We start from the raw sequence: 26,822 nt of genomic DNA, 5'->3' as shown, positions 1-26,822 counted from the left end.
GAAGGTGTGAAAGAAAAATAAAAATAGTATCTATAATCTAATTTTATACTTCTTACTTAAAAAACAAAACTACCTAGTGATTTTAAACCAATCACACGAACCATCCAGTATAGAGACACCTTCTCTAAATTCCTTTTCTATTAAGGAAGTCATATCGTCTGGAAGCTTTGTCACTAGCTTCACTCGCTCCGCACTCTCCGGATGAGCAAAAACCAAGCTATAGGCATGCAATTGTTGTTTGTCAAGACCATAACGAAAATTTATAGAGGGGATCCCGTAAACGGGATCTCCGAGAATCGGTGTGCCCAGGTGCTTCATATGTACACGAAGCTGGTGGGTTCTGCCTGTTTCTGGGTATAGAGCAACCACACTTAATCGTCCATTCGTAGCTAGAACATGACAATGGGTAATGGCTTCCTTACCGCCTTCAGCATGTGTAGAAAGCACAGTCATTTCTTTCCGTTTTAGAGGATGACGCGCTATCCGAGTATGAATAAGTTCCTGAGACGGAGCATTAATGCAAATGGCTACGTAAAGCTTTTTTACCTGTTTGGTAGCAAAGAGCTCACTATAGAGAGCCTTAGCTCGCCGAGTTTTTACTGTAATCAACAAACCAGAAGTATCTTTATCTAAGCGATGTACAATCCCTGGGCGCCATGGCTCCTCGGGGAACTCTTGTTTCAGACGCTCCCCGATTTCATGCAGCAAAGCATGCACCACCGTACCTTGCGTATGCCCGGGAGCAGGATGGACAACCATATCTCTTGGTTTATTAATGACCAAAATCATATCGTCTTCATATACCTTATCCAGGGGAATATCTTCCGGGATTAAAGAAGAGGGTTCTTCCTCTTCTATCAATTCCACTTCTACCACATCCCCTAGGGATAACGGATGGGAAACACGCGTATACACCCGCCCATTAACACGGACACGCCCTAACTCAATTTGTTGCTGATAAAAAGCTCGTGAATACGCTCCATTATATGAGACCAGCCCCTTATCAAGGCGTCCTGTTAATTGTTCATCAATTACAAATGAAAAAACAGCCGTTGGAGCAGGGATTTCCAGAATCAAGCCTCCTTAAAACAGGGCTTCGTCTTTTGAAACCCTTCTATGATACGGTTCGGAAAAGATTTTATTCAACCTTCCGAACCGTTAAGAAATGTTAACAAAACTATCTAAACTTTCGAGAAGAACCACCTGCCGGGCTTCACAAGCTAGTAAAATCGGGGCATGATCTGTGAGAATCCCGAACTGCTGTTTCAATAAACTTATCACATGTTGCACATGCAACTCCCAAACCTCCAGAGCCATAGGAAATCTGCTTAAAGGTTTGGCTAAATAAATAGTTTGTTTGTAACAAATCGGAATCAAATATTTCTCGGCATCAAACAAGAAGTTCTTCCTGTTATTAGCAAGCCTGCACACCTCTTCTTCGAGAAGAGGTCGTGCTAAGAAGTAGCGAATCTCCATCAATCTCTGTATACCGAACGCATTTTCTTTGACGCGCGTTGTGCTCGATCCATTTCTTTATGAACCGTTGTGAATGTGGAAATCAGTAAAGACTGTATGAAACGGTCGTACATCTCCTGCCCTTTCTGTTCTCCCATTTTTGCGATAAGAGCTTGCCGCAACTGGTCTAAAGAACGAACTGGGCCCTCAAAAGTCATATTTGATGGGGACGTCAACTCTTCTTTTACTTTGCCTGAAACAGAAGTAACTTCTTGGTTTCGAACAGACCGACTCGCTATGAATTGCGTGTCCATACAAGAGACTCCCCCAATACAAAGACTTTTCTGTATTTTACTTGAATCAAAAGTATTTTTCACGAGAGAAAGGAGATAAAATCTGAAAAGAAAGAAGCATTTGTCTCGGACCGAGCAGGATTCGAACCTGCGACCATCCGCTTAGAAGGCGGATGCTCTATCCACTGAGCTATCGGTCCACAGCAAGGAAACACTTCCATAGTGCTGGAAGATACTATACCTTAGACTTCGATTTTCTGGAAGCACTCTTCCTTCTTCTATTCCTTGAGATGCTTGTTCAAACTGCTAATCCGCCGAATCCTTGCCCATAACCCATTCCTTGGATTCACTATTTCCTCTTTAAAAAAGCCTTCTTCCTAGGATTTTACAAGGTTTCTCGTACCAATCAAACGCAAATGGTGTATAGTCAAATTTCTGTCAGCTGAGAAGATCGTTAAGAACTCTGACTAAAGGCGCAATTCCACTCTAAAAAAGGATACCCTTTTATGTTTCCGGAAAACAAAATGCTCTTGATAGCAGGCCCTTGTGTAATTGAAGACAACTCTGTTTTCGAAACAGCGCGACGATTAAAAGAAATTGTTGCTCCGTATGCTTCTTCTGTTCATTGGATTTTTAAAAGCAGTTACGATAAAGCCAATCGTTCATCCGTACACAATTATCGAGGCCCCGGACTCAAACTCGGGTTGCAAACACTGGCGAAAATTAAAGAAGAGCTAGATGTTGAAATCTTAACAGACGTGCATTCTCCGGATGAAGCACGGGAAGCTGCTAAAGTATGTGATATTATTCAAGTCCCAGCTTTTTTATGTCGTCAAACAGATCTTCTAGTGACCGCTGGAGAAACGCAAGCGATCGTTAATATCAAAAAAGGCCAATTCCTTTCTCCTTGGGAAATGCAAGGCCCTATTGACAAAGTGCTGTCCACAGGAAATAACAAAATCATCTTAACGGAGCGCGGTTGTTCTTTTGGGTACAACAATCTCGTTTCTGATATGCGTTCTATCGAAGTTCTTCGTCGCTTTGGGTTCCCTGTTGTCTTCGACGGAACTCATTCCGTACAGCTACCGGGAGCACTACATAGCCAAAGTGGTGGCCAGACAGAATTTATCCCTGTCCTAACTCGTTCTGCTATAGCCGCTGGCGTACAAGGATTATTCATAGAAACCCATCCGAACCCATCATCCGCTTTAAGTGATGCTGCTTCTATGCTTTCCTTGAAAGATTTAGAACGATTGCTTCCTGCTTGGGTACAGCTTTTCACCTACATTCAAGAAATGGATGCTGTTTCTGTATGACGAAGTTTCTTTTTCATGGCATCTGGTGTGTGGTAGTTTTAATATTATGTGCTTGCGTAACTGCATTAGCGGTTGTCAAAATGGGAGATTTTACCAATCCCACGCTTGTACACCAAGACTCCGTAACACCAGCTCCGCCATTTTTGAAAATCAAAAAACTTGGAGTCCGCAAGCGAATCATCTCTCCAGAAAAGCAATTATTTTATTGCACCATAGATAAGTCCTGTATGGAGTTACATTTCTCCAATACGAGTTTACACTGTCGAGAACTCTTATCGCACCTAACAGGATGTCTACAAACTGAAACCGCGGAACGCGCTATGTTTTTTAGAGGTACTGGAGGACTTCTTAATTACAAAGATTATTCTTTGAGCGTGTATAATTGTTGTTTCTCCATTAACACTCCAGATGCCGAACTAGAAATGGGTAAAGGGATGGCTGAAGGCGGAATGAAAGTCCTCTCTCTCTCTTTGCTTAAAAACTAATCCTTTTTATGTCAGTACTATCCGTTTGCAACCTAATCAAAAAATACAATAAGAAACCTGTGACCAATGATGTGTCCTTTCAAGTCAATGCAGGAGAAATCGTGGGATTGTTAGGCCCTAACGGAGCGGGGAAAACCACAGCTTTTTATCAAACCGTAGGGTTGATTCGTCCTGACTCTGGAAAAATTCTGTTTAAAAACACAGATATCACAAAAAAACCTATGGACTATCGAGCGCGCCTTGGCATCGGGTACCTAGCACAAGAGCCTACTATTTTTAAAGAGCTGACTGTTAAAGAAAACCTAATTTGCGTTCTGGAAATTATCTATAAAACACGAAAAGAACAAACGCACCTATTAAATGCTCTCATTGATGATCTTCAATTGACTACTAGTCTACATAAGAAAGCCGGCTCGCTATCGGGTGGAGAACGTCGCCGATTGGAAATCGCGTGTGTTCTTGCTCTGAATCCTAGCGTTCTTTTACTAGACGAGCCTTTTGCTAACGTGGATCCTCTGGTCATTCAAAATGTCAAATACCTAATCAAAATTCTGGCAAGTCGCGGTATTGGTATCTTAATTACCGACCATAACGCAAAAGAACTCTTATCTATCGCAGATCGTTGTTACCTTATCATTGACGGGAAAATCTTCTTTGAAGGATCGTCTGCTCAGATGATCGCAAATCCTATGGTACGTCAACACTATCTAGGAGACTCTTTCTCCTAATTCTTAATGCCGTCCCGTTTTTCACAAGACCTGGGCACAACGCCCAGGTCTTAATAATAGAAACCGAAAAAAAGATACTGCGGGATATGTTAAAGCCCAGTTAACCTTGGGAATCTTCTTCGGAAAGCACTTCGTTAGCTATCGCGGCTATCGTCTTTAACCCTTCAGGAAAGCCTATCGCACACAATAAATCATGGATGTACGCTCTTTCCGACTGCAGTTGATCATTGATAAATTCTAAACGAGCTAGCTCTTGATGTATCTGTGATAACTGGTCCATAACGTCCGCTCCTTCTTTCTGGAATCATTCATCTTTACTAGGAGCAAAAAGTGTGCCAGCTCTAATTAATAACGCCCTCTTTTCAAAATGATCGCCTCTAAAGCTTCTCGATCAGCCCAAATCTCAACGTGTTGTTTGGTTCTTGTAATTGCAGTATAGAGAATTGCCGAATCAAAGACTTCACTGCCTTTAGGAAGAATGACAATCACACGATCATATTCACTACCCTGACTTTTGTGCACAGACATGACATAGTTGTAAGAATAATAGGGAAAATCTGCTTGATGCAGAATCTCCCCATTCGTGAAACGCAATTGTTGCGTTACAGGATCTAAAACTCCTGTATCCCCATTCGTTAATCCCCACGTTTCATATCTTTCTGTCACGATGATAGGAATAGGCGCCTGCGGATGTTTCTCCTGCATCTCATTAAACAACAACCGATTCAACTGCAAAAACCCCCAAAGTCCTTGGCGCATCGGAGTCAAAGCACATAACGACACCCCTTCTTTTGCTGCTTGTGTAAAAGCAAAAGACAATCGCCGAATAGCTTCTTGTCGGGAAGGCAAAGGTTGAAAAGGAATCAGCTCCTTGCGCAGAACAGCGCTCGCTAATTCCTGTAATTCCTTATGTTTAGCTCGGTGGCTGGTAGATAAAAAGCATGCCTGTTTAGAAAACTCAGACACTACTTCATGAAAAGGATTTCCCACTCCAATACCTATTGGAGGAAGCTGATTCGCATCCCCAAAAATCACCATTCTATCTGCATAGATCGTTTCCCCTCGAGCTTCTCCTCGTATGGTTTTGATTAGTCCATGTAACAGATTTATGGTCACCATCGATCCTTCATCAACCAATAGTAGATCTACAGGGGAGCACCCTCTACGCATATCTTTTAAAAATTTATGAATCGTAACGACTTCTACAGAATCTCCAACGATCCCCTGAGATGTTAATACGCTATGCAGATGAGCGGAAGCTTTCCCCGTTGGGGAAGCTACTACAATCTGCGCTGAAGGAATTTGCGCAAGTATCAACCGAATCATCTGAACTGCTAAAAATGTTTTTCCTGTTCCTGGTCCTCCACAAACGAGAGAGAAGCAGGAGTTTAATACAGTTTTAAGTACCTGGTTCTGCTCTTCCGAGAGCTGTGCAATCTCTTCAAAAATCAAGGGCGTGCGTGGTACAGCTCCTGCCAACCTATGCAACTTATGAAACACTTTCTCCCGTAAAAGAAATAATGAGCGTAGGTAGATTTTATGATTAACGACTTCAAACAGTTCTTCTTTTATACGAGAAGATAACACTTGGAACCATTCGAAGAGTTGTTTACTTGAAATCCCTGGGAGCGTGGGATGAATCGTCTTATCACAGATAGAAAAATAAGGATATCCACAACGCAATAATGCAGAGGCTGTAGCTAAGAAAGCCTCTGCTTCCTGACTAACCTCCTCCTGGGATATATGCTTTTGAGCAAAGGCTATATCAAAAGGGAGAAGAATATGTTGTGCTAACAAAGATTGTACAATATCTTGAACGTGCTGATTTACATTCACGGGAAAGATTTTTCTTTTTGCTGTCGTGCTATGTATTTATAGCACAAAAGCGAAGCTTTGTGTACTTGGGAATTCCAAGTATCCTCCCCTAAAGGAAGTCTTTGAAAGACTTCCAAAGCTTCCGTGTATTCTTTTTGCTCTACCAAGCTTAACCCAAGTAGTTGCAAGGCTTCTGTTGAAGGAGCCACACGCGCCAGCCAAGAACTATACACAATACAAAGACGATAATCGCCTTTAGCAAAAAGATATTGCGCATCTGCTAAACAATTCGCAATTTCGGCATCGCTAGCTAGAGTCTTGGGCAATCCGACCTCATCTAAAAAATTCTCTATCCACACTAAATGCGTGAAATTCCGCATAGCTAAAGCCTGGGTGTAGAAATGCTTAACCAGACGAAGCGTGCGATTAAGACAGGTCTTCTCATTCTGAGAAAATACTAGGATTTCCTTTAAGAGGCGCAGGCAGGCTTCCTCCTGACCTCCTCTCCATAAATGTTTGGCACTGAAGAATAGATAATGCATTAACTGTTGCCGATCCACATCAGCGATATCTTGCTCCTCCCATAACAGTAGATAGTCTTTTAATCGCGAGTATTGTGCATCATCCTCGCAAACCATATTCACAATCTCCTTCTCGGAAAGTAACAATTTATGCCCCCAAGAAGAGCGAGGATCTAGCATTTTCAACAGAGCTAAATATTGGTCAGCGCACACTGTGTTTCCTTGAGAAACACAAAAAACGAGTTCATCACTGAATAGCTCTATCAGTTTTTCTTTTAATTTTTTGATTTTTGAATCGGCAATTGCCTGACAGATTTTTTGCGTACGTATACCATCTTGTAAAACAGCTGGTTTCATCCTTTCTAAGACTAAAGAATAGTCCGGATGCACATAGCTATTTTCCCACATTAACAACGCATCTATGAACAAAGGGAGCTGCGTTTCTGGTATGACAAAAATATGTTGCATGATTGTAGGAACCAGCATGCTTTCTGGGAAAAAGGTTTTGTATGCTACCGCATCAAAACCTTTCATTTGCTTCTGATAAAAAAGAATCGTTTCATAATACTCTGGCAGTAAATCGCTACGCACCCCTTCTTGTAATTCTAGAAGATAGCTCTGCCCCAGCATTAATACCAACCGGTTATACATGTCTACAGACCAGGCATATTCTCTAGCAAAGATTTTGTTGAAAACACTGTTAATAACGATGCGCCCTTCTGCATACCTTCTGGCACCTATCAGGCTCTCAGCTGCCATCTCTTCTAAAACATACGGAGAAAATAGCTCATAAACATTCGTATCTAAACAAAAAGGCTTCGTCTGATCTACATGCCCAAACCACCGAGATAGCACATCCACCGCAAGGTGATATTGTTTTGTTCGATGTGCATGTAGCGCTTTAAAAAATAAAAGATGCGCCTCTACCCCAGATACCTTTTCTAATTCCGTAATACATTCTGCCATTAACGAAAGGTTATTTAAAAAATAGGCATTGAGAATCCGCCCCTCTAACAACTCACGCTGCAAAACAAAAGGTGCAGAAGTTTTTCTTTTATGAATACGAGAAAAAATTTCTTCTGATTCTTGAAATTTTCTTTGCATTTGTAACGAGAACCCCTGACAACACAGTGAATACATCTGCTCTTGTTCCATGGAAAGACCTTCTGCCAAGGTGCTTCCCTCTCTTAATCTTGCAACAGTTCGATGTGTATGATCATAATGCGACGGAGAATCGTCTCTCGAAGAAAAAAATACATATAATCTTCCGCCTGCAGAGAAACAAGAAAGGAGAAAAACCACTAACAAGAAAACGCGAACCACAAAGCCTTCTCGCTCGTTAAAACACTTGATCTCTAGGTGCCTTACTCTTTAAGGTCTTTTTTATCTAACCTCAACACTATAAAGAAGTCGCGCACCAAAGATCCGTGGAGTTTACACCAAAAAATTTTAACCTTTCAAAGAAAAATTATGAATTTGGCTCTACAGCTTTTAGGAATTACCTAACCCGTGTAGAGAACCCTAACAAAGACTGGGGAGAAGAAAAACCATCAAGGAAAAGAAGAAAAACTTCTTTTCCTTGATTAGATCTATAAAGAATACGCCCTACTATTTCGCAGCCTCTGCTACCTGGCGAGACTCTGCATCCACGCAAGCTGCCGCTGGGACTTGTGAAGCCTGTACAGACTCATAAATACAGCGTTCCAACTCGTGGAACAACTCTTTGTTCCTTTTCAACTCCTCTCGAACCGCTTCTCGACCTTGGCCTAACTTACGATCCTGGTAGTTGAACCATGATCCTTTCTTATCGATAATGTTTTTTTCGACAGCGAGATCGATAATACATCCTGCAGAAGAAATCCCTTCATTAAATAAGATATCAAATTCTGCCGTTCGGAATGGAGGAGCTAATTTATTTTTCGCTACTTTCACCTTGATACGATTCCCTATATCGAAATTTTCTCCTCCCTTTATAGAGCCAATACGACGAATATCGATACGAATCGAAGAATAAAACTTCAACGCACGTCCTCCAGTCGTAGTCTCTGGATTACCAAAACTCACACCTATTTTCTCCCGAATCTGGTTAATGAAAATGGCACAAGTATTTGTTCGTGCTAAGGTTGCAGTCAATTTGCGTAAAGCCTGCGACATCATGCGAGCCTGCAACCCAACATGGACATCTCCAATTTCCCCTTCTAACTCGCTCTTTGGAACCAATGCTGCTACCGAGTCAATCACAATCACATCGACAGCTCCAGAACGTGCTAAGAGCTCTGCAATACTCAAAGCATCCTCTCCGCAGTCAGGCTGAGAAATCATTAAATCATTAATATTTGCTCCAATAAGCGCAGCATAATTAGGATCCAAAGCGTGCTCGGCATCGATATAAGCTGCTACCCCGCCCATCTTTTGAGCATTGGCCACTATATGCGTCGCTAGAGTTGTTTTCCCTGAAGACTCTGGCCCAAAAATCTCTACAATTCTTCCTTTAGGAACCCCGCCTATTCCTAAGGCTAAATCCAACGACAATGCACCTGTTTTAATAGTTGATATCTCATGAGCTGAAGAATGCTTTCCTAAACTCATGATAGATCCTGCGCCAAATTGCTTTTCGATATAAGCAATGGCCGCTTCCAAAGCCCTTTTTCGGTCGGGAACGCTCATGTATACTCCCTTGTTGCGCTGTCTAGAAGACTCTACTTTAAGAGGTTGCCATCTGCGACCTCTTATATTTCGTGGCGTCAGTTTGCAATATTTCAAAGACAACAGTCAAGTGCTAGAATTTCAAAAAAACCACACTCTTTTTTTTATCTAGAATGGAGGTTTCTCTCTATTCTTGAGTACAAGAAAGAGACCTCTTTTTTCAAAAAAAAGAATGCAGATGCAGAAAAGAGGAGGGAGCTTTTTATACGTAAAACAGCTCTTTAAGTGAGATATAACTGATCTAAGGGAACATCATACTCTTCCCTTGGAAGATACGCCAACAGCTGCTCTTTAAATCCCACGCCTATTGTCCAAATATACGGATACTTAGACAAAAAACGATCATAGTAGCCTCCGCCATATCCTAAACGAAACTTGTTCTGATCAAAGACTATCGCAGGAATCAAGGCCGCTGCAATCTGTTGTGCCTCGATCTCTTCTCCTTCTATCTGATTCAAATCTTTAGGAGAATACAGACTCTCTATCTTGGTAAAAGGAAGAGCTATCGGAACGATATCCATCCCTTGCATTTTAGGTAGGAGGAGTCGGTTCTCTTGCGCTAACCATGCATTGATCCCTCGAACATCCAACTCTGAGCGAAAAGGAATATAGGATAACACAAAGCCTTGCGGAATTGTCTGCATAACAAAATGCATCAGCTCACGAGCTGCTTCATCTCTGCGCTGGACAGAAAGCTGCTCGCGCTTCGCTAACCCTTCTCGTCGCAAACAACGTTTCTGCTCTACAATGTTTTTCATGTCTAATGAATAACAGGCTTCCCATCTTCATAGAGGACTTTCTTTAACAGTCCTCCTGTAGCACTGAAAAAGACCGCTGTCCCACAACCTTTTTCCACTTTAGCATATGGATATCGGTCGTTCGGCCGGAAATATTCTCCTTTTATGAGAAGATCGTCTACATATTCCTCGGTAGCCATCACTTGTCCTTCGGGATAGTATAGCATGAGAATCCCAGTCTTTTTATTTTGAACAAGTTCTTTGCTACTTTCCAAAGCGCCATTTGGGTACCAAGTTTTCACAGCTCCTTGTAGAATACCTTGGGACCATGTTAATAACATTTTTCTACCTTCTCCGCCTGGATAGAAAAATACTTCTTCTCCCTCTTTCTGCCCATTGATTAGAGAATATGCTTGCAACAGAGATTTACCATGTTCATCAAATAACAAGACTTCCCCGTGAGGAACGCCATGTACAATCTGTCGGGTCTCTATAATCGCATATTTCCCATAAATTACTTGTTTACCTTTGCCATTCACTACGCACGCGATTTCTTCCTTAGTAAGAGGATCGTAATATTTACCACTGCGCAGTTTCCCTTGTTTATATTCTTCTTCTGACAACAATGACTGTGAACCTGGCTCGTAGCGTAATACACATCCAGACAACTGCCCTTTACAAAAAGTTTGTTTCTTTAACAAACTTCCTTCTTCGGTGAAGACCAAAAAGTCTCCATGAGCAACACCTTTATGGTAAGGACATTCCTTCCATACATTCCCATTCGCGTGGTAATACAGCGAAATCCCTTCCAGCAAGCCTTTTTCATAATGAATAACAGCTTCTAACCGCCCTTCGCTATCATGTGCATACGTTGTTCCATCGAACAACCATCCGGCTTCTGCGGAAGGATGCAAATCTGCTATCCCTCCAATAACTTCTGCCTGGATATGAATTTTGCCATTACTATGCCACTCACGATAACGTCCAAAAGCACGATTATTTAAACACTCGAGATATTGTCGGATTTGGCCATTCGGATAGTACGTCGTTAAACAAGCAACCGACTCGCCTGCTGCGTTTTTGTATGTACGCATGACTTTTTGGTAAGGCTGAGGAGAGAGAAAATCGATTTTCGTATACTTTTGTAATTTTTCTTTAGAACAGATCGTCTCAGAAAGACCATTCCTATCGATAATGTTAATGCCTGTCAGTCGGAGCTTATCATAAACCCCAGCGTCCACCCATCCGCACAGCAAAAGAAAACATAAACACCATCTTAAGCTTCTACTTACACACATCGTCCCCAAGCCTCCGCGTGAACGACCCACACCTCATTTCCTAATGATGACACCTGCTTCGTCATTTCCCAGTAAGAAAGAAAAACAATGGGTATTTGGGTATACTTAGGATCAAACAATCCTAATAATACAGGAATGTCCTCGTCATCTATTTGGAGCTCTTTTTGGAAAGAAAACAGCGTGCTTTTCTCTCCTAAAGTCTGCTCCTGCCATGACAAGCGGTTATCTTCTAAGAAAGCCTTCCGATCCTTGACTGCACGACTTCTCACCACCCAGGCTGTTGCAGGAAGTTTAGCTAGAGCATCTCGCTCCTTATTCAAGAAAACGAGATTCTCTCCTTGGGCAATCCAATTGGGGAAACTCGCTTGTTTATGCGCTGCTTTCAGCCGCGCATTCTTGATTGCTACCTGAGAAGATCGCTCTCGTTTAGACTGAAAATCTCTCATATCGATGAGTAAATTTTCCCAAGCCTCTGCTGTACGCTGACGCCAACACCATGCTCCTATTGCAGGAAGAGAAGCAGCCCCACTCGCTAATAGTAACAGCACCCATACTCCTAAGCGTCGCATTATCCCCTCCCTTGCAGAGCGATTCGTACATCAAATTGGCGATCTGCCAGCTTTTTAGAAAGAACACGCGCACCGATCCAAGCTGATAACTGATCTATAAAAGATGCAAAGTCTTCATCGTTAGCTGCACCTTGTAAGGAAATATAAGCCCGATATCCCCCTAAAGGACGCTCCTCGGAAGGAATATCTTCTAATTTATACAAATAATGGGAGAATGAAACGGAAGGGAGATTCGCAGTCATTCGTCCAAGCACTTCCATCACTTCTTGATTCGTGGGTACCGTAGGGAGGTATTCATATTCCTGACTGTGGTCCGAATCACAGACTTCTTTCACTACCTGCTGTGCCGACCGCAAGACACGGGTTATTTCCTTTTCAGGAGCGATCTCTCTAAATATCTGTTGTGCTTTATGGACTAAAAGTAATGACTCTACTCCCCCGCCTATGAATATAGCCAGCATGCTGGCAAAAGCGAGTTTAGAAAGGCTCCACAACCTTTTTTTAATCCAATAGCTACATGCCTTCCGAGAGAAATCTCCCCAACTGTAAGAGAAACAAGTATGGCAGCTACGCACTCCCTGGAAAGCGGCAGCCACCGCATCACGATACACTTCTTGGTCTGGAGAGAGCTCGGAAAATAAAAGACTGATGATCACAGGAACGCCAGCCCGACGGCTCAGCAAAGTACGTAACGAACTAGATAGATAAGCGCCGTGGATCTCTGATAAAGAGGCAGTGTATACTTCTTGAACGTATGCAAAAGAAGCTAATAAATCGTCTAATAAGCTTTCAGAGTCATTTTTAAAGGAACGAGACAATAATACGGAGCCTTCTTGCACAAATAAACAGACTGTCTCATCAAGACCTTCGTATACGAAAAAATAAGTCGCTAGATTGCGAAGAAGAGACTGTTGCAATGCAGAAAACAGATCTTTGGCTCGACAAGAAATGTGCGTAGCAAATCCCCCCTTCTCCTCTAAGAGAGCTGTTGCTAACGCAACAGATTGTCTTTGTAACATCCATAGTGTTACTACGCGCTCCTGAGCCGAGTTCCACTCTCCCAAATCATGCGCAATCACTAAATCTTTCAATGGAAATGCTGCGGTTGCTTCTTGCTCCGCATACACCATTTTTAAAAAATTCTTTTTGCTCTTTAAAGAAGAGCTCACACTTTTTACTAAAGTCTCCCGTCCTTGTAAGGATAAAACTACCTTTGAAGAAAGAAATCGTTTTGGCCAAGACAACGCGCCTGTTTCGGTAAGCTTTTCGCAACGACACAGAGACCACCCTTTACAGGTTTTCTGTAAAATTGCTATCCTGGTAACGTTTTCTGCACTTTGGGTTACCCCTATGCAGTAAATAGGCAGCTTAAAATCCATTTAGCGTTTTTCTTTATCTTTTTAAAATGAAGAGCGCTGATTTTAAAAAATAAAAACATCTTTTTCAAGAAAAACATTAATTATAAACAGAGTTTTTTAAATGCTTTCTTATTTACTTAGAACTGCGGTTAATATTTATAGTTTTTTAATTTTGGTTTACGTTCTTTGTTCCTGGCTGCCAGAATGCCACAATACACAGTGGTATCGCATCATTCGTCGCTGGGTATCTCCCTATCTCCGTATCTTCCATAAATTCGTTCCTCGTATAGGGTTTATTGACATCAGCCCTATGATCGCTCTCCTCTGCCTCGGAGTTTTGCCCTTCATGATTCTAAAAATTTTACGTTTCATTGTTCTGAATATTTTTCAATCACCATGGCTCCTTCAATATTTATAAAAAACCTTCCTCTTAAGTCTCCCGTAGTCTACGCCCCCTTAGCGGGATTTTCTGATTTCCCTTACCGTCGTATGTCGGCTGAATATCGGCCCGCATTGATGTTCTGTGAAATGGTGAAAATGGAAGGCCTTCATTATTGTCCCCAACGCACGTTACGCTTACTCGATTTCGCTGAATCTATGCGTCCCATCGGCGGACAACTCTGTGGCAGCCGTCCCGACCTTGCCGGAGAGTCTGCAAAAATTTTAGAAGGCTTAGGATTTGATCTTATAGATCTTAACTGTGGATGCCCAACAGATCGCATTACTAAAGATGGGAGCGGTTCAGGCATGCTTAAAACCTCTGAATTAATCGGGAAGGTGGTTGAGAAGATGGTAGAAGTGGTTTCCGTTCCGGTAACCGTCAAAATTCGATCTGGATGGGATTTCGACCACATCAATGTGGAAGAGACTGTCCGCATCATTAAAGAAAGCGGAGCCAGTGCTGTCTTTGTACATGGAAGAACACGCTCCCAAGGATATCAAGGCCCAAGCAACTTGGAATTCATTTCTCGAGCAAAACAAGCCGCTGGTAATGATTTCCCAGTATTTGGGAATGGCGATGTTTTCTCCCCTGAAGCCGCAAAAACGATGCTAGAGACTACGCATTGTGATGGTGTCCTCGTTGCTCGAGGTACTATGGGAGCTCCTTGGATCGGAAAACAAATAGAAGATTACCTAACTACAGGGACCTACTCCTCTCCATCTTTTTCTACAAGAAAACAGGCGTTCGTACAGCATCTACAATGGATAGAAGAGTATTATCAAAGTGAAGAGAAGCTACTAACAGATACTCGTAAACTGTGTGGGCATTACCTCATTCTTTCTCCTAAAGTACGTTCTCTACGAGCCAACTTAGCTAAAGCGTCTTCATCACAAGAGGTGTATCAACTGATTGACGGCTTTGAAGAACCCACAGAAGAAGAGGAGCTTCTCTCGGAATAATCCTCTTATTCCGAGTCATGACAAAGCCCCTACTCTTCCTTGATTAAGTGCGCGCTTAATTTTTTAGATAGCGCGAACATGTCGATTGGATCAGCTCCTATCACTCCCTGCAATTTACTATCAGGAATAATGATTTTTTTATTTTGAGGGGATTGCAATCCTTTTTCCTTAATATACTCCCATAGCTTCTTAGTGGCTTCGGGACGCCCTACAGGATCCGCACCAATCACCGCTGCTAAAGCAGCAGAAGGTGTGTACGCTTTGGTAGCTCGTTTTTTTGTTGTTGCTGAGCTTTTTTTCACTGTTTTTGCAGCCTTTCCCTTGGTAGAGGCTATTGATTTTTTCGCTTTTGGTTTCTTCTCATAAGGAGTTTTAGGCGTTCCTGCATACTTTTCAATTACAGCATCTACAGAGTTACCAATCACGCTACATGCAGGATATTCGGAGCAAGAATAAAACATTTTATTAAATCGTGAGCGTCTTTTCACAAGGTGTCCTGTACATCCTTCTGCAGGACAATGCACTGTCGCTTCAGGCTCAGCCCCAGCTTCTCCCTTTTTGAAAAGATTAACAATGTAGTGACACTTCGGATAGTTCTCGCAGCCAAGGAAACTTCCAAATTTCCCATGCCGGACTTTCATTTCTCCTCCGCACAGAGCACAGGGTGCGTCCCAAGGAGTGTCTTCAGCATACTCGTTTTTGTCGAACGTCAGCTCCTCTTCCGAAGTTTTATAGTCGCAAGTAGGATATTCGGAGCAACCAAAGAAATAGCGATTTTTAGCCCAAATTTTTACTAATTTCCCTTTATGACATTTTGGACAGTCTATTTCTGTCACAATACGAGGGATAAAGGCTTCTTTTTCTGCCGTGACTACAAAAGGAAGAAAGAGTTCACAAAATTCTTGTAATAGCTGCTTCCAAGGTTTTTTATTATCAGCAATCAGTTCTAACTCATCTTCCATGCCAGCGGTAAAACCAATATCCATAATACGAGGAAAATTCGTTTCTAAAAACTGACAAACTACTTTTCCTAATTCAGTAGGACGTAGCCTTTGCCCTTCTTTCAACGTATATTCCCGACTCTGGATTTTATTCATGATAGTGGCATAGGTAGAAGGTCTCCCTATTCCTGACTTCTCGAGTTCTTTCACTAAAGAAGCTTCTGTAAATCGCGGCAAAGGCTTGGTATGCGATTGTTCTGCTTCTAACTCTTCCTTTGTTAGAACATCTCGCTCATTAAGCTTCGGAAGATGAATGTTTTCCTCTTCATCCCCTTCTTCATCTCTTTTCTCTTCGTAAACAGCTAAGAACCCTTTAAATTTCAAACAAGAGCCTGTAGCACGCAGATCGATACCTTTATTCGTCGTAATACGAATCGCGAGTGTATCGTAAATTGCGGATATCATTTGTGATGCAACAAAACGCTTCCATATCAAAGAATACAGCTTGTACTGATCTTCCGTTAACTTACTGCGTATCGATTCCGGAGTGATTGTAACATCTGTAGGACGTATAGCTTCGTGTGCATCCTGTGCCATTTTTTTCGTGGCATACACGTTCGGAGAAGAAGGAACGAATTCCTTACCAAAATGACCTTCGATATATTTGCGCACCTGTTTTACAGCTTCAGGATCCGTACGTACGGAATCGGTTCGCATGTATGTGATCAATCCCACAGCACCTTGACTATCTAAATCTACCCCTTCATATAAAGTCTGCGCTATGTTCATCGTTCTGGAAGAGGAAAAGCGGTAATGACGACTAGCTTCTTGCTGCAACGTAGAAGTAATAAACGGAGGATAGGCGTGACGTTTTTTCTCTTTAGACTCTACACGATCTACAACATATGTAGCTGATTCTAATAGAGCGACAATCTCATCTGCCTTCTCTTTAGAATCAATTAAAATCACTTCATCAGAAGTCTTCCCTTCAGGAATTTCTTTTTCCCATTTCTTCCCATTCACGGAATGCAAATGAGCCCAGAATGTCTTTTGGGTTTGAGGATCTTTAAGATGCACTCGGATATTCCAAAATTCGACGGGAACAAATCGTTCTATAGCATATTCCCGATCTACTACTAATTTAAGAGCTACAGACTGCACTCTTCCTGCAGAAACCCCAGACCAACGTTGCAGCTTGCGACCTAGGATCGGAGAGATCTTGTATCCCACAATGCGATCTAGAAAGCGTCGTGCCTGCTGTGCATTGACCAACGCCATATCAATTTCCCTAGGATGCTTCAAAGCTTCGGTAACAGCTCCTTTAGTAATGGCATTGAATGAAATACGTTGAATTTTAGTATCCTTAGGCAGCTGATTCGCGATATGCCATGCTATAGCCTCTCCTTCTCGGTCTGGATCGGGAGCGAGATAAACTACATCACATTTTTTCGCTTCGGCGCAAATTTTCCGAATAACCTCTTTCTTCCCTTCTAAAATTTGGTAGTCCGGAACAAATCCATTTTCAATATCAATACCAAACCCTTTTGCAGGAAGATCAACAATATGCCCCAAGGAAGAGTCAAAAATAAACCCTTCTCCTAACAACTTACGCAAAGTTTTAATCTTGGCTGGGGATTCAACGATGATTAAGGATTTTTTCATACACAATGCCAATAAGCGGGATCTTAGTCTCTCGCACAAAAGCTTTTTTTTAAAAAAAAAACCTTTTTCTTATACGATTATATTAGTCCCTCTTCATTTAACTTTTATGATTTTTATTCCCTTCCAGAGGACGCTTTTTCTCTAATGACTCTTTTTTAAAAAATTACGGTTCTTCACACCCACTTTTTGTTTAATGAAACAGCAGCAAACATTGAGAAGAATGTTGTTTCTTTCCCTATGAGCCGTTTTCTTTGAGGACTTCCTGAACGAAGCAGAAGTATCCTATAATTCGTAAGCAAAAAGAGTTCTCAATACTTCAAGACATACTATCCGAAGCAGAGCCCAGGTGCTATTCGCATTGATGAGCTAGGCCGCTCTTCTCTTCCGAAGAGCGGAAGAAGCGCGCTTGTGGAATAGCAACATAAGAAAACTCAGCTTCTTCCCAAAACTTTAATTACACGATCCTATATCGTAAAGCCTTAACGAGAAGCCTTGTCAGGGACTTTAAACGGGGTGTTAACCTATCCGCCGATAAAAATTGACAGAAGAACTGCGAGAAAACCTCTTCAAGCTTTCCAAGAAAGCTCTCAAAAGAGCTTATATGTGAAAGACTTTGTGTCATACAAAACCTGCCTGCTAAAGCAAGAATTTGCAGGACGATGAGTTTTCCCGGGACCCAATGATATTGGGTCTGAGGAAAATGTCAAGGACATTTGCTCTATTTATCCCACAAATTACGTAAACTCTTCGTGTTATCCAAGATCTTTCCCTCATCAACCTATTGGCACACCGCTATTCTTTGGCAAAAAACCTGTACTTACGTATGGTGAAGTCTCGAAACTCATCTCTTCAAAGACAGATCCGGAGCCTTTCTCCTATTGTAGACCAACATTTTTGAGAGCAGCCTTGAATACACTTGAATTTCTTTCTTCTCCCCCCTCTTCGGATCCTTACGATGATTTATTACAATTAAACAAAGAAGGATTCCTTGCTGGCCCTGAAGAAGAAAAACAAGCTTTTTTTCTTCGGGTAGAAAGGACATTAGCAGAAGCTCCTGTACATCCCACCCCTTTTCCCATAGAATTACAGAAACTCTTCGATGTGAACCCTTCTTTTTTAGAGGTTGTGTACTCTAATGAAAGTTTAGATGCCTGGGAAGCAGGATGTACATGGATCACCGATAACAGAGTATCGATTCAACTACGCAAACGTTTTCAAAAAGCTTCTTTCTGGTTTGGTTTTTTTTCCAAAGAAGAAGTGCTGTCTCACGAAGCTGTTCATGCTGTGCGTATGAAATTTTATGAACCGATCTTTGAAGAGGTCTTGGCATACAGCACTTCTAAACACTTTTGGAGACGCTTTTTTGGTCCCCTGTTCCGATCAGCAGAAGAAACGCATTTCTTTCTGTTTTTCGTTTTATTTGGAGCGTTTTTATTCCCTTGGTTTCCTTGGATAAGCCTTTCTTGTATTCTTGCTCCTAATATGTTCTTTTTTTTTCGCTTATTCCGAACACAAATCCTATTTCGTAAAGCAAAGAAAAAAATTCGAAAACTTTTAGGTATAGAACCTCTCTGGGTCTTACTACGCTTAACAGATAGAGAAATTCGCCTATTTGCTACACAGCCCTTAGCTGTGATAGAAGACTTCGCTAGGAAAGAAAAGCTGAAAAGTGTGCGCTGGAGGCAAATCTATCAAAGTTACTTCACCTAATCACCGCACCACACTCTTTCTAGTTCGCTAAATGCAAGGAATATTTCAGTTCAGAATCTTGAACTAACGTCCCCGATTGCACAGCCAATCCTGAGGCTTGCAACTGAGAAAAGAAGAACTGACTCTGCGCTTGATTCCCAAGACATACAACGCCTAAAGAGGGTTGTCTCTTCAACAACGCCTTAACCTCTACCACCTGCCGATCGATCCATTGCGCAAAAGCCTGCCCTTCCACGCCATAAGAGAAAATAGTAGGCACACAATGCGGTATTAAATAAGAAGTCCATCCTGGTTGCAGAGCTTTATCTAAAATAAACACACAGCTTCTTACGGTCTTAGGGAATAATGCTAAAATACGTCGCGTCTCTTTATAGGAGGTTGCGGGCACAAAAAAGCACCGGACTTCTTCTGCCTTGGGAGAAGAGAAACTGGTCCCTAGTTGTCTCTTTAAAACACGAGTAAGCAGAAGACGATACACATGCTCTTTTAACATCCACAGCGAAAGTATAGCAAAACAAACAACTAAGGAGCCCATATATAAAAAGCTTTGATCGGGCGTTAATCGCAAACCAGAACCTAATAATCTAACAAATCCGGCAGCTAATAAAACTCCTGAAAAATCTAAGAAATTATTGAGAGCTAATACCTGGCCTCTTTTATGTTCTGGGCTGACGAATTGAATATAGGCATGTAAAGGAACCTGATAAATTCCTCCAAAAAGGCCTAAACAAAAGAGTAAAATAAGCACAGCTGTGATCGAAAAAGACAGCAAGCAAAGGACCATCATAGAAAGGCCTACACCAATAGCTGCTAATGGAGAAAACCCTAATTTGATATCCTTTCCAGAAATCCATCCTGCCATGTAAGAGCCGACACCCATACCTACTGCTACAATAGGAAATAGATACGCTCCATAATGTTTGGAGTATCCTAAAGTAAATTCTACAAAAGGAATGATTTGTAATTGGACGTAGGCCCCAACAAAAAGAAAGAAGGCAACAAGGAATACGGAAATCATCAGATAAGCAATATTACGCGTCTCTTGAAAGACCTTCCAAAGATTTCTAAAGCTTACATAAGCAATTTTCTGTCCTTTATTTTTTACATTACTTGCACGAATGCCTAACGCAATAAATAAACTTAAAACAGAAGAGACTACACAGAAACAGGCCGATAACTCGTAACTATTTGTGACAAAATCTTTCGTTAAATCCACCATAAGAGGAGCTAGACAAGACCCTAAAATACTGCTAGAATAGGTAGCTGCTGTCATTGCTCCATTTGCTTTGGATAGCTCCTCAATAGGCAGCATCTCTGGTAATATTCCCATTTTTGCAGGGCCGAAAATAGCAGAATGGCAAGCCATCAATACTAAGACAAAATACCCTCCTACAACGGAATGGATGTGGAAGAAATATACTCCTAGAATAGCACAAAAGATTTCGATGACCCGAGTGAATAAAATAATATTTCTCTTTTGAAACCTATCTGCCAAACTACCTGAAAAGGGAGCCAACAAAATGTACGGGAGAGCAAAAAAGAAACTAACTAAAGACAGAATTTTAGCATTTTCTTCTAAGGTTTTTCCCTCTAACAAGGAAAAAACTAAAAGAAACTTATAGAGATTGTCATTTATAATTGTAAGAAAATGTGTAACGACCAATGCACGGAAAGATCGTTTCCTCGCAATAATACCCATGAATGTAAACCGATGAATGAACTATCTCACAGCCAAGCAACGTTTAGCAACTATCCCGAAGTCTTGCTGGCTAAACTTGCTCAAGATCTGTTCTCTATCAACCAAACTCCCATGACAAAACGATGGATTCTGGTGCCGAGCTCAGACACAGATCACTGGCTACGAAGAGAATTGGTAAAGGCTTCATCCAATCACATCTTCATGGGGACACATATTTTTGCCTCTTTTGACGCTTTTGTCAAATACTTATTTACGGGGACGCGTCTCGTCGACCTCTCTACCCCCGATCACATTACCCTCCCTCTAACCATTTATAACCTGTTAAAAGAATCTTCTTTCAACTCTTCTTCCGAGGTTTCTTATTCCCATCTACAAAAACTTTCTTCTATTTTCAAAAAGTTTTACACGTTTTCTCAGGAGCCTTCGACCAACAATCCTTACTACAAAAATTTATTTGCACAACTTAAAGACTCCTATACTCCATTAGAAACCATTTTTTCTTCGATTCTGGATCATCCTCTGGAATATCCTTGTTCTCTGCATATTTTTGGGTATCCACAACTTCCCCAACATGTAGCCTCCTTCTTTGTTGCTTTAGGAAAATATTTCCCTGTGCACTTTTACTGTTTTTCTCCTAGTGCAGCCTATTTCGGGGATCTTTTGTCTGATAAAGCGATGGCAGCACTTTCCCCGAGAATCCCAGAACCGCAGCAAGAAACCTGGGAGAAATATGTATTAACGGATCGGTTAGCATTACTTGCTAACCTTGCTCACAAATCGCAATCACTACAAAACTTTTTTTTAGATTGTAGCGTTCCCTATGAAGAACTGTTTCAACCCTACGAAAAACTTTCTTCTTTACACATTGTAAAAGACAGTTTTTTCCATTTACAACCTATAGACCAAAAGCTGTTCTCTAATTCACCACAAACTATTTTTGTACGACAAGCTCCTTCCGCATCCCGAGAAGTCCATCAATTATTTTCGCTTGTTTCTCAGCTTCTCCATTCTGGAGTTCCTGCTCAGGAAATCTTTATTCTCTCTTCTAATCTTTCTAAATACGAAACCTTGTTAAGAGGGATCTTTGAACCTCATCTTCCTTTATATTTAACAAAAACTGAGAAGACACAAACCCGCACACTAAAAAACAAGCTCTTGTTAGTAGTGACCTTTCTATTCTCTAAAGGCTCTCTGAACGACCTACTTCGTATCCTTTCTCATCCTGATCTTCTCTCCCCCTTAGAGACTACAAAAATGGGCTTCCTTACCCATAAACTTACGCACTATTGGAAATCCTTATCACAAAAAGACTCTCCTCTTACTCAACTCATCCATCGTATTTTGGATGAATATCCGTTTATTGATGATACTGGTAGCGTTAATGAAGCTGAGACATGGGAAGTTGTCGTTCCTCTTCTTCACACACTACAACAAGTCACAGCCAGTTACATAGAATCTAAAGATAAAACCTACGAAGAGCACTCTCGTCTTATCTTTTCTACTTTAGAAAATATTTTCTTCCTCTCTACAGAAGAGCATGCTTTGTTGGTTTCTTTATCAAAAACACTACAACCCTTTGTACGCTCTTCTTGCTCTTTAACCATTTTCATTGAGTTTTGCTTAGACTTCCTCTCACACATTCCTGGTCATAGCCAACTATACAATCAACCTGGGCCCTTTATAGGGTCCTTAAATAGTCTCAGTTTAATTCCTAAAGGGTATACTTTTATTCTTGGAGCAAACAAAAAAGATCACTCACTCGATACCAGTTTTCTTATTGATCCTTCTCTCATTCAGGAAGATTTTCTATTTTCCTCCACTGAAGATGAGGATAACTTACATTTTCTACAGACTATCGTTTCTACAAAACACCAGCTCCATATTAGTTATCTCTCTTCATCCAAGAATCCAGCATTACCGAGCTCCGCTTTGAAACATTTGTTGGATGCTGTGCCTATTCAAGAAGAACATCTTTCTGGGAAACTCTATGCTAAAAAAAACTTTTCTTCTGAACCGTTGCATCAGTCTTACCAGGTTTACTACCGGATGGCTCAAGTCTCCCCGCTACAAAACAAGGCCCCATCCCTGTTTAAGTCTGATACAACTAAGACGTTACCTTCACATCTATCCCTACAACATCTAATCAAAGCTTTCAAAGATCCTTTAAACTTTTTCCTAAGCACGCAACATGGCTTTTCCTTTCATCCCAAGGCACTATTTTCTAAATCAGAAAAAGTCTTTCCTAGTCCTCACGATGCTAAAGCTTTTTGGAACCACCTTCTCTCTTCTAAAACTCCTCTACCCACTACTAATTATCTTTCAGCCTTTACAGAATCTCTATACACCGATGTACAAGACTCCGTAAGTAAACGCTTAGAAACTTTGCAGAAAGATCCTGCTACAACTCCCTTTTCTGTTGTATTTTCCGATCAACTTTTTCACGACCCACTCCATCCTAATGATCAACAAGTCTCTCCCCTACTCCTATCTCTCCCCCTAAAAAATATTCATCTTCAAGGGACGATTCATGGCGTATGTTCAAAAGGGGTATATCTATTTTCTATGCATCCGGGAGAAGCCTTTAAGAAAACTCAGAAAACTCATGGATTCCCTAAAGATGCCTTTGAACTAGAATCTTATTTAGAATCCTACCTATCCTTAGCGTTACTACAAGCCTCTCATCTACTTCCTAAAGAAGCTACCATCCTCCGCGTTACACCTCATGACATTGAGCCTATCCTTCCTCCTTTTTCCTCCCCAGAATCCTACTTGATCCGCGCGATCCACCTGTATGAGCTCTTACAAAATCAAGCAATTCCTCTTCCTTCTGCTCAAGCCTGGGAATACATTAAAAAAACTGATTCAGCGTCACAGTGTATAAAAAAACTTTTAGATAGCGAAGAAGACCCCCTAACAAGTAGTTTTTGGTGGTTCCATAATCGTGATACAGAAGAAATCTGCTCAAGACTCTCTAATGACGTGCTCTCGCAGCTTCTTTCTCTCTTTATAAATCAAGATAGTCAACAAAACTGATATGAGCTCTTTTGATATTTTTTCACCAACAGCTTCTGTTTCTGGGAAATTTTTCTTAGAAGCTTCTGCAGGAACTGGGAAAACATTCACTATAGAACAAGTGGTTCTTCGCTCGTTATTAGAAGGATCGATCGAACAGACAAAGAACATTCTGGTAGTTACATTCACCAACGCAGCTACCAATGAATTAAAACTGCGTATTCAAGCAAGCCTCAAACAAGCATTGAGTCTTTTCTCCCAAGCACTCTCTCATCCCGGGACTCCCTTACCTCCATATATCTCTTCCTCAGAAACAAAAGTAAAACAGCTTTACATGAAGATCCGTAATAGCCTGGCCACTTTAGATGAAATGAACATCTTTACTATTCATGGATTTTGTCGTTTTACACTGGAGCAACACTTCCCTTGGATACAGCCTATTCAGCCGTCTTCTATTTTCTCAGAGCCTCAAACCATACAACAGCATATCCTAGACTACTTACGTAAAAATCTTTGGGACACGGTTCTCTCTCCCAAACAATACGCCTTCTTATCTTATCATCACCGCGCTACTACCCAACAAACACGCCACCTAATAGAGAGACTACTTCAAGATTACACTTCCACACCAAATTTAGCGCTCTCGCCTCTATCGATAACCCTGCAAAAACTAAAAGCTTGGGTCTCCCGCTACCAACACTTAGCTCCTCTCTCTCTCGAGGAAATGCAAGCTTTCTCTCTTCGTTTTAAACAAAGCGATCTCTCTATCGAGCGGGAACTCCCCGCTTTTGTGCAACAATTCGAAACCAATCCTTATTCTTTGGATATGCTGTTTTTCCCAGGAATGGTACAGAAGTTTCAGGAGGAAAACCGCAATAAGAAAAAATTAAGTGCTCCAGCTTCTCCTTTAGATCCTTTTTTCCAAGATTGGATACAGTTAGCTCATCCTTTTTGCCAAAAAGAACCTATTTTCCATACGCTACTTAAAAGCGTGCAACAACATCTGAAAACTCACTGCGCACAATCCTATTCCCATGATGAAAGCATAGCCACTTTAGAATCTCTTCTAGCTCACAACGATACTGTCGTCTCACAACTACGTAAACAATTTCAGCTAGTCTTGATCGATGAATTCCAAGACACTGACAAACGTCAGTGGCAGATCTTTTCTAAACTCTTTGCTTCTCCAGACTATTCAGGATCCCTTTTTCTTATCGGAGACCCTAAACAGTCTATTTATGAATGGAGAAATGCAGACCTCCCCACATACTTGCAAGCAAAACACTCCTTCCCAAAAGAAGCTCAGCTTATTTTAGATACAAATTACCGATCCACCCCAGAGCTTATGCAAGCTCTCAACCATTTGTTTTCTCTTCCCACACCGTTTCTAGAGACTCCACAAAACATTCTGTATCACCCTTTACATTCTAAAGGGAGCGCGGAGATCTCCTACTCAGAGTTCAGTCCTATTCATTTCTTCTCCTCAGAAGACATTCAAGAAGAAACGTTATGGATTTCTAAAACCGCTTCTTATCTTCGATCAGCGTATTCCATTCCATTTGGAAATATGGCTGTTCTAGTACAAGACTATCCACAGGCTCTGAAGCTAATCACTCACAGCACCATCCCCATGGCCTACTGCAAAGAAAAACGTATTTTTGATCGCACAGAATCCCCCTACCTTCTGATTCTACTATTGGAAGCCCTTCTGTACCCAGAGAATCAACAAAAGATTCAAGCCATTTTGATGAGCCGGCTATTTCAGCTTTCCTCTACGGAGATTCACCAGCATCTTAAAACGTTTTCTTCTTTGTTTTTCACTCTGAATCGACATCTCTACCACTATTCTCTATTAGCTACCTTCTATAAGCTGCTGGGAGAAAACGTTTTATCTCAAACCATAGGAGAAACATTATTGCAAACCCCTCTTGGAGATATCATTTTCCAAGAATTAGAAGCGCTATGCTTGTATCTTGATAAAACTACAGAGAATCCCCATCACAAACTCTTACATCTCATCAATATTCTGATTACAGGGAAGTATGATGAAGAGCTTTCTTTCTCGTCGCAATCTAATGACGAGAATATGATAAAGATTACGACCGTTCACTCTTCAAAAGGGCTCGAATACGATGTAGTATTTTGCTCTTGCCTTAACAAAGCAAAAGAGAAAACTCCTTCTGTTCATATGCGAGAAATGTATGTCGCATGCACAAGAGCCAAAAAATTCTTATTTATTCCGTTTTCTCCTATAGAGAAACGCTCACTAAGCACAAAAAAACTTTCTGCTCTTGCTAACTATGCTAATGTTACAAAACATCATAGCGTTCCTCATTTAGTAGAAACCTTGACTTCCTCATCTCCGGAACTATTTTCATCCAGCTTCCAACCTCCTGAAAGCTCTCTAACTCCGGATAGAGAACGTCTTCCTCAACAAACATACTTTTCTCTTCCACATCTCCCTTCTCGAACTATTCACTCTTTCTCTTCTACGGTAGAGAATCTTCACTTTTCGGAACCTATTCAAGAACTGTCACCCTCTCTTTTATTTCCTGGAGGCTCTCTAACAGGAACGTTGATTCATAAACTTTTAGAATCATTAGCAGGGAATTTTGCTGCTTGTTTTGAAGAAATTTTCAATAAAGCTCAGACATTATTGAAAAACACTCCTTTAGAAGGATACGAGTCTATTATTGCAGAAAAAATCTGTACGGTCTTTTCAACGACTCTTCCTTTTTCTTCCGGATCCTTTGCTCTCAGGAATGTACATCCTCATAACATACGTGCAGAGGAAACTTTCTTACTACAAGAAGAAGGAGAGCTATGGCAAGGAATCGTCGACTTGTTTTTTGAACATAAGGATCGATTTTTTATCATCGACTGGAAAACTTCTTTCTTAGGAGATGAAACCTCTTGCTATTCCCCAGATCAACTCCATCTCTATATTCAACGTCAAGGGTTAGATAGACAGGAGAGATTGTACAGAAAAGCAGCGAAAAGGTTCCTACACCAATTTAATTCATTATTGCAAGTAGAAATGGCCTTCGTATTTATCCGAGGCTTGGATGACAAGGGCAATGGATTTTTGCAACCAGGACGTTAACTAAACCCCTTCT

21 protein-coding genes and 1 tRNA gene are annotated in these 26,822 nt (G+C 41.2%); 8 read left to right on the top strand and 14 right to left on the bottom strand.

Annotated elements, in window-relative coordinates:
* Positions 1-69: 69 nt before the first annotated feature.
* The 4 genes from CTA_RS03570 to CTA_RS03555 all read right to left on the bottom strand — a co-directional run bounded on the left by CTA_RS03570 (position 70) and on the right by CTA_RS03555 (position 1,948).
* On the bottom strand, positions 70-1,074 hold the full coding sequence (locus CTA_RS03570) for an RluA family pseudouridine synthase (protein ID WP_024067245.1): 1,005 nt from the start codon (positions 1,072-1,074) through the stop codon (positions 70-72).
* A gap of 84 nt (positions 1,075-1,158) precedes the next feature.
* A complete protein-coding gene (locus tag CTA_RS03565; RefSeq protein WP_009872029.1) occupies positions 1,159-1,476 on the bottom strand; it encodes a hypothetical protein in 318 nt (105 codons plus the stop codon).
* A complete protein-coding gene (locus CTA_RS03560; protein WP_009872028.1) occupies positions 1,476-1,769 on the bottom strand; it encodes a hypothetical protein in 294 nt (97 codons plus the stop codon). Before CTA_RS03560 ends, CTA_RS03565 begins: the two co-directional genes overlap by 1 nt.
* A 106-nt stretch (positions 1,770-1,875) precedes the next feature.
* A tRNA-Arg gene (locus tag CTA_RS03555) sits at positions 1,876-1,948 on the bottom strand.
* Between the two features lie 306 nt (positions 1,949-2,254).
* Here CTA_RS03555 and kdsA point away from each other — a divergent pair.
* Genes kdsA through lptB form a run of 3 tightly spaced genes read left to right on the top strand, consistent with a single transcriptional unit; the run spans position 2,255 to position 4,277 of the window.
* Positions 2,255-3,064, top strand: a complete 810-nt coding sequence (gene kdsA / locus CTA_RS03550) for a 3-deoxy-8-phosphooctulonate synthase (RefSeq protein WP_009872027.1) — start codon at positions 2,255-2,257, stop codon at positions 3,062-3,064.
* Complete coding sequence (locus CTA_RS03545; RefSeq protein WP_009872026.1) at positions 3,061-3,549, top strand: DUF1137 domain-containing protein; 489 nt, start codon at positions 3,061-3,063, stop codon at positions 3,547-3,549. The genes kdsA and CTA_RS03545 overlap by 4 nt, the downstream gene beginning before the upstream one ends.
* Positions 3,550-3,557: 8 nt before the next feature.
* Positions 3,558-4,277, top strand: a complete 720-nt coding sequence (gene lptB, locus CTA_RS03540) for an LPS export ABC transporter ATP-binding protein (RefSeq protein WP_009872025.1) — start codon at positions 3,558-3,560, stop codon at positions 4,275-4,277.
* 100 nt (positions 4,278-4,377) lie between these two features.
* On the opposite strand, the gene CTA_RS03535 is transcribed toward lptB, so the two are convergent.
* From CTA_RS03535 to CTA_RS03495, 8 genes are all read right to left on the bottom strand, one after another.
* Entirely contained in the window at positions 4,378-4,557 is a 180-nt protein-coding gene (locus tag CTA_RS03535; RefSeq protein ID WP_009872024.1) for a hypothetical protein, read from the bottom strand.
* A 65-nt stretch (positions 4,558-4,622) separates the two neighbouring features.
* Positions 4,623-6,113 carry an exodeoxyribonuclease V subunit alpha gene (recD, locus tag CTA_RS03530; protein ID WP_011324810.1) on the bottom strand — a complete coding sequence of 497 codons (1,491 nt, stop codon included), beginning with the start codon at positions 6,111-6,113 and terminating at the stop codon, positions 4,623-4,625.
* Positions 6,110-7,936, bottom strand: coding sequence for a DUF1347 family protein (locus tag CTA_RS03525; protein WP_011324809.1), 1,827 nt, complete (start codon positions 7,934-7,936; stop codon positions 6,110-6,112). The genes recD and CTA_RS03525 overlap by 4 nt, the downstream gene beginning before the upstream one ends.
* Positions 7,937-8,221: 285 nt before the next feature.
* Positions 8,222-9,280: a recombinase RecA gene (recA, locus tag CTA_RS03520; protein WP_009872021.1), complete on the bottom strand. Its 1,059-nt coding sequence runs from the start codon at positions 9,278-9,280 to the stop codon at positions 8,222-8,224.
* Between the two features lie 260 nt (positions 9,281-9,540).
* Positions 9,541-10,077 carry a 5-formyltetrahydrofolate cyclo-ligase gene (locus tag CTA_RS03510; RefSeq protein WP_009872019.1) on the bottom strand — a complete coding sequence of 179 codons (537 nt, stop codon included), beginning with the start codon at positions 10,075-10,077 and terminating at the stop codon, positions 9,541-9,543.
* Between the two features lie 2 nt (positions 10,078-10,079).
* Entirely contained in the window at positions 10,080-11,354 is a 1,275-nt protein-coding gene (locus tag CTA_RS03505) for a toxin-antitoxin system YwqK family antitoxin (protein WP_010725289.1), read from the bottom strand.
* On the bottom strand, positions 11,345-11,923 hold the full coding sequence (locus CTA_RS03500; protein ID WP_009872017.1) for a hypothetical protein: 579 nt from the start codon (positions 11,921-11,923) through the stop codon (positions 11,345-11,347). Before CTA_RS03500 ends, CTA_RS03505 begins: the two co-directional genes overlap by 10 nt.
* Positions 11,923-13,302 (bottom strand): hypothetical protein, encoded by a 1,380-nt coding sequence (locus tag CTA_RS03495; RefSeq protein WP_009872016.1) that lies wholly within the window; start codon positions 13,300-13,302, stop codon positions 11,923-11,925. Before CTA_RS03495 ends, CTA_RS03500 begins: the two co-directional genes overlap by 1 nt.
* Positions 13,303-13,402: 100 nt before the next feature.
* Between CTA_RS03495 and CTA_RS03490 the strand changes: the two genes are divergently transcribed.
* A complete protein-coding gene (locus CTA_RS03490; protein ID WP_009872015.1) occupies positions 13,403-13,699 on the top strand; it encodes a YggT family protein in 297 nt (98 codons plus the stop codon).
* A complete protein-coding gene (gene dusB / locus CTA_RS03485; RefSeq protein ID WP_009872014.1) occupies positions 13,678-14,682 on the top strand; it encodes a tRNA dihydrouridine synthase DusB in 1,005 nt (334 codons plus the stop codon). Before CTA_RS03490 ends, dusB begins: the two co-directional genes overlap by 22 nt.
* A gap of 29 nt (positions 14,683-14,711) precedes the next feature.
* Here dusB and topA read toward each other — a convergent pair whose 3' ends face one another.
* Entirely contained in the window at positions 14,712-17,285 is a 2,574-nt protein-coding gene (gene topA, locus CTA_RS03480) for a type I DNA topoisomerase (RefSeq protein WP_010725288.1), read from the bottom strand.
* An 894-nt stretch (positions 17,286-18,179) separates the two neighbouring features.
* Between topA and CTA_RS03475 the strand changes: the two genes are divergently transcribed.
* Positions 18,180-18,995: a hypothetical protein gene (locus CTA_RS03475; protein WP_009872012.1), complete on the top strand. Its 816-nt coding sequence runs from the start codon at positions 18,180-18,182 to the stop codon at positions 18,993-18,995.
* Between the two features lie 19 nt (positions 18,996-19,014).
* On the opposite strand, the gene CTA_RS03470 is transcribed toward CTA_RS03475, so the two are convergent.
* Positions 19,015-20,694, bottom strand: a complete 1,680-nt coding sequence (locus tag CTA_RS03470) for an MFS transporter (RefSeq protein WP_011324808.1) — start codon at positions 20,692-20,694, stop codon at positions 19,015-19,017.
* A gap of 12 nt (positions 20,695-20,706) precedes the next feature.
* Between CTA_RS03470 and CTA_RS03465 the strand changes: the two genes are divergently transcribed.
* Positions 20,707-23,727: an exodeoxyribonuclease V subunit gamma gene (locus CTA_RS03465; protein WP_011324807.1), complete on the top strand. Its 3,021-nt coding sequence runs from the start codon at positions 20,707-20,709 to the stop codon at positions 23,725-23,727.
* A gap of 1 nt (position 23,728) precedes the next feature.
* Positions 23,729-26,809, top strand: a complete 3,081-nt coding sequence (gene recB, locus CTA_RS03460; protein ID WP_011324806.1) for an exodeoxyribonuclease V subunit beta — start codon at positions 23,729-23,731, stop codon at positions 26,807-26,809.
* Positions 26,810-26,822: the final 13 nt, after the last annotated feature.

The organism is Chlamydia trachomatis A/HAR-13 (assembly GCF_000012125.1).
GTDB lineage: Bacteria > Chlamydiota > Chlamydiia > Chlamydiales > Chlamydiaceae > Chlamydia > Chlamydia trachomatis.
Note: the sequence above shows the minus strand (reverse complement) of the source record. Positions and strands in the feature narration are given on the sequence as shown.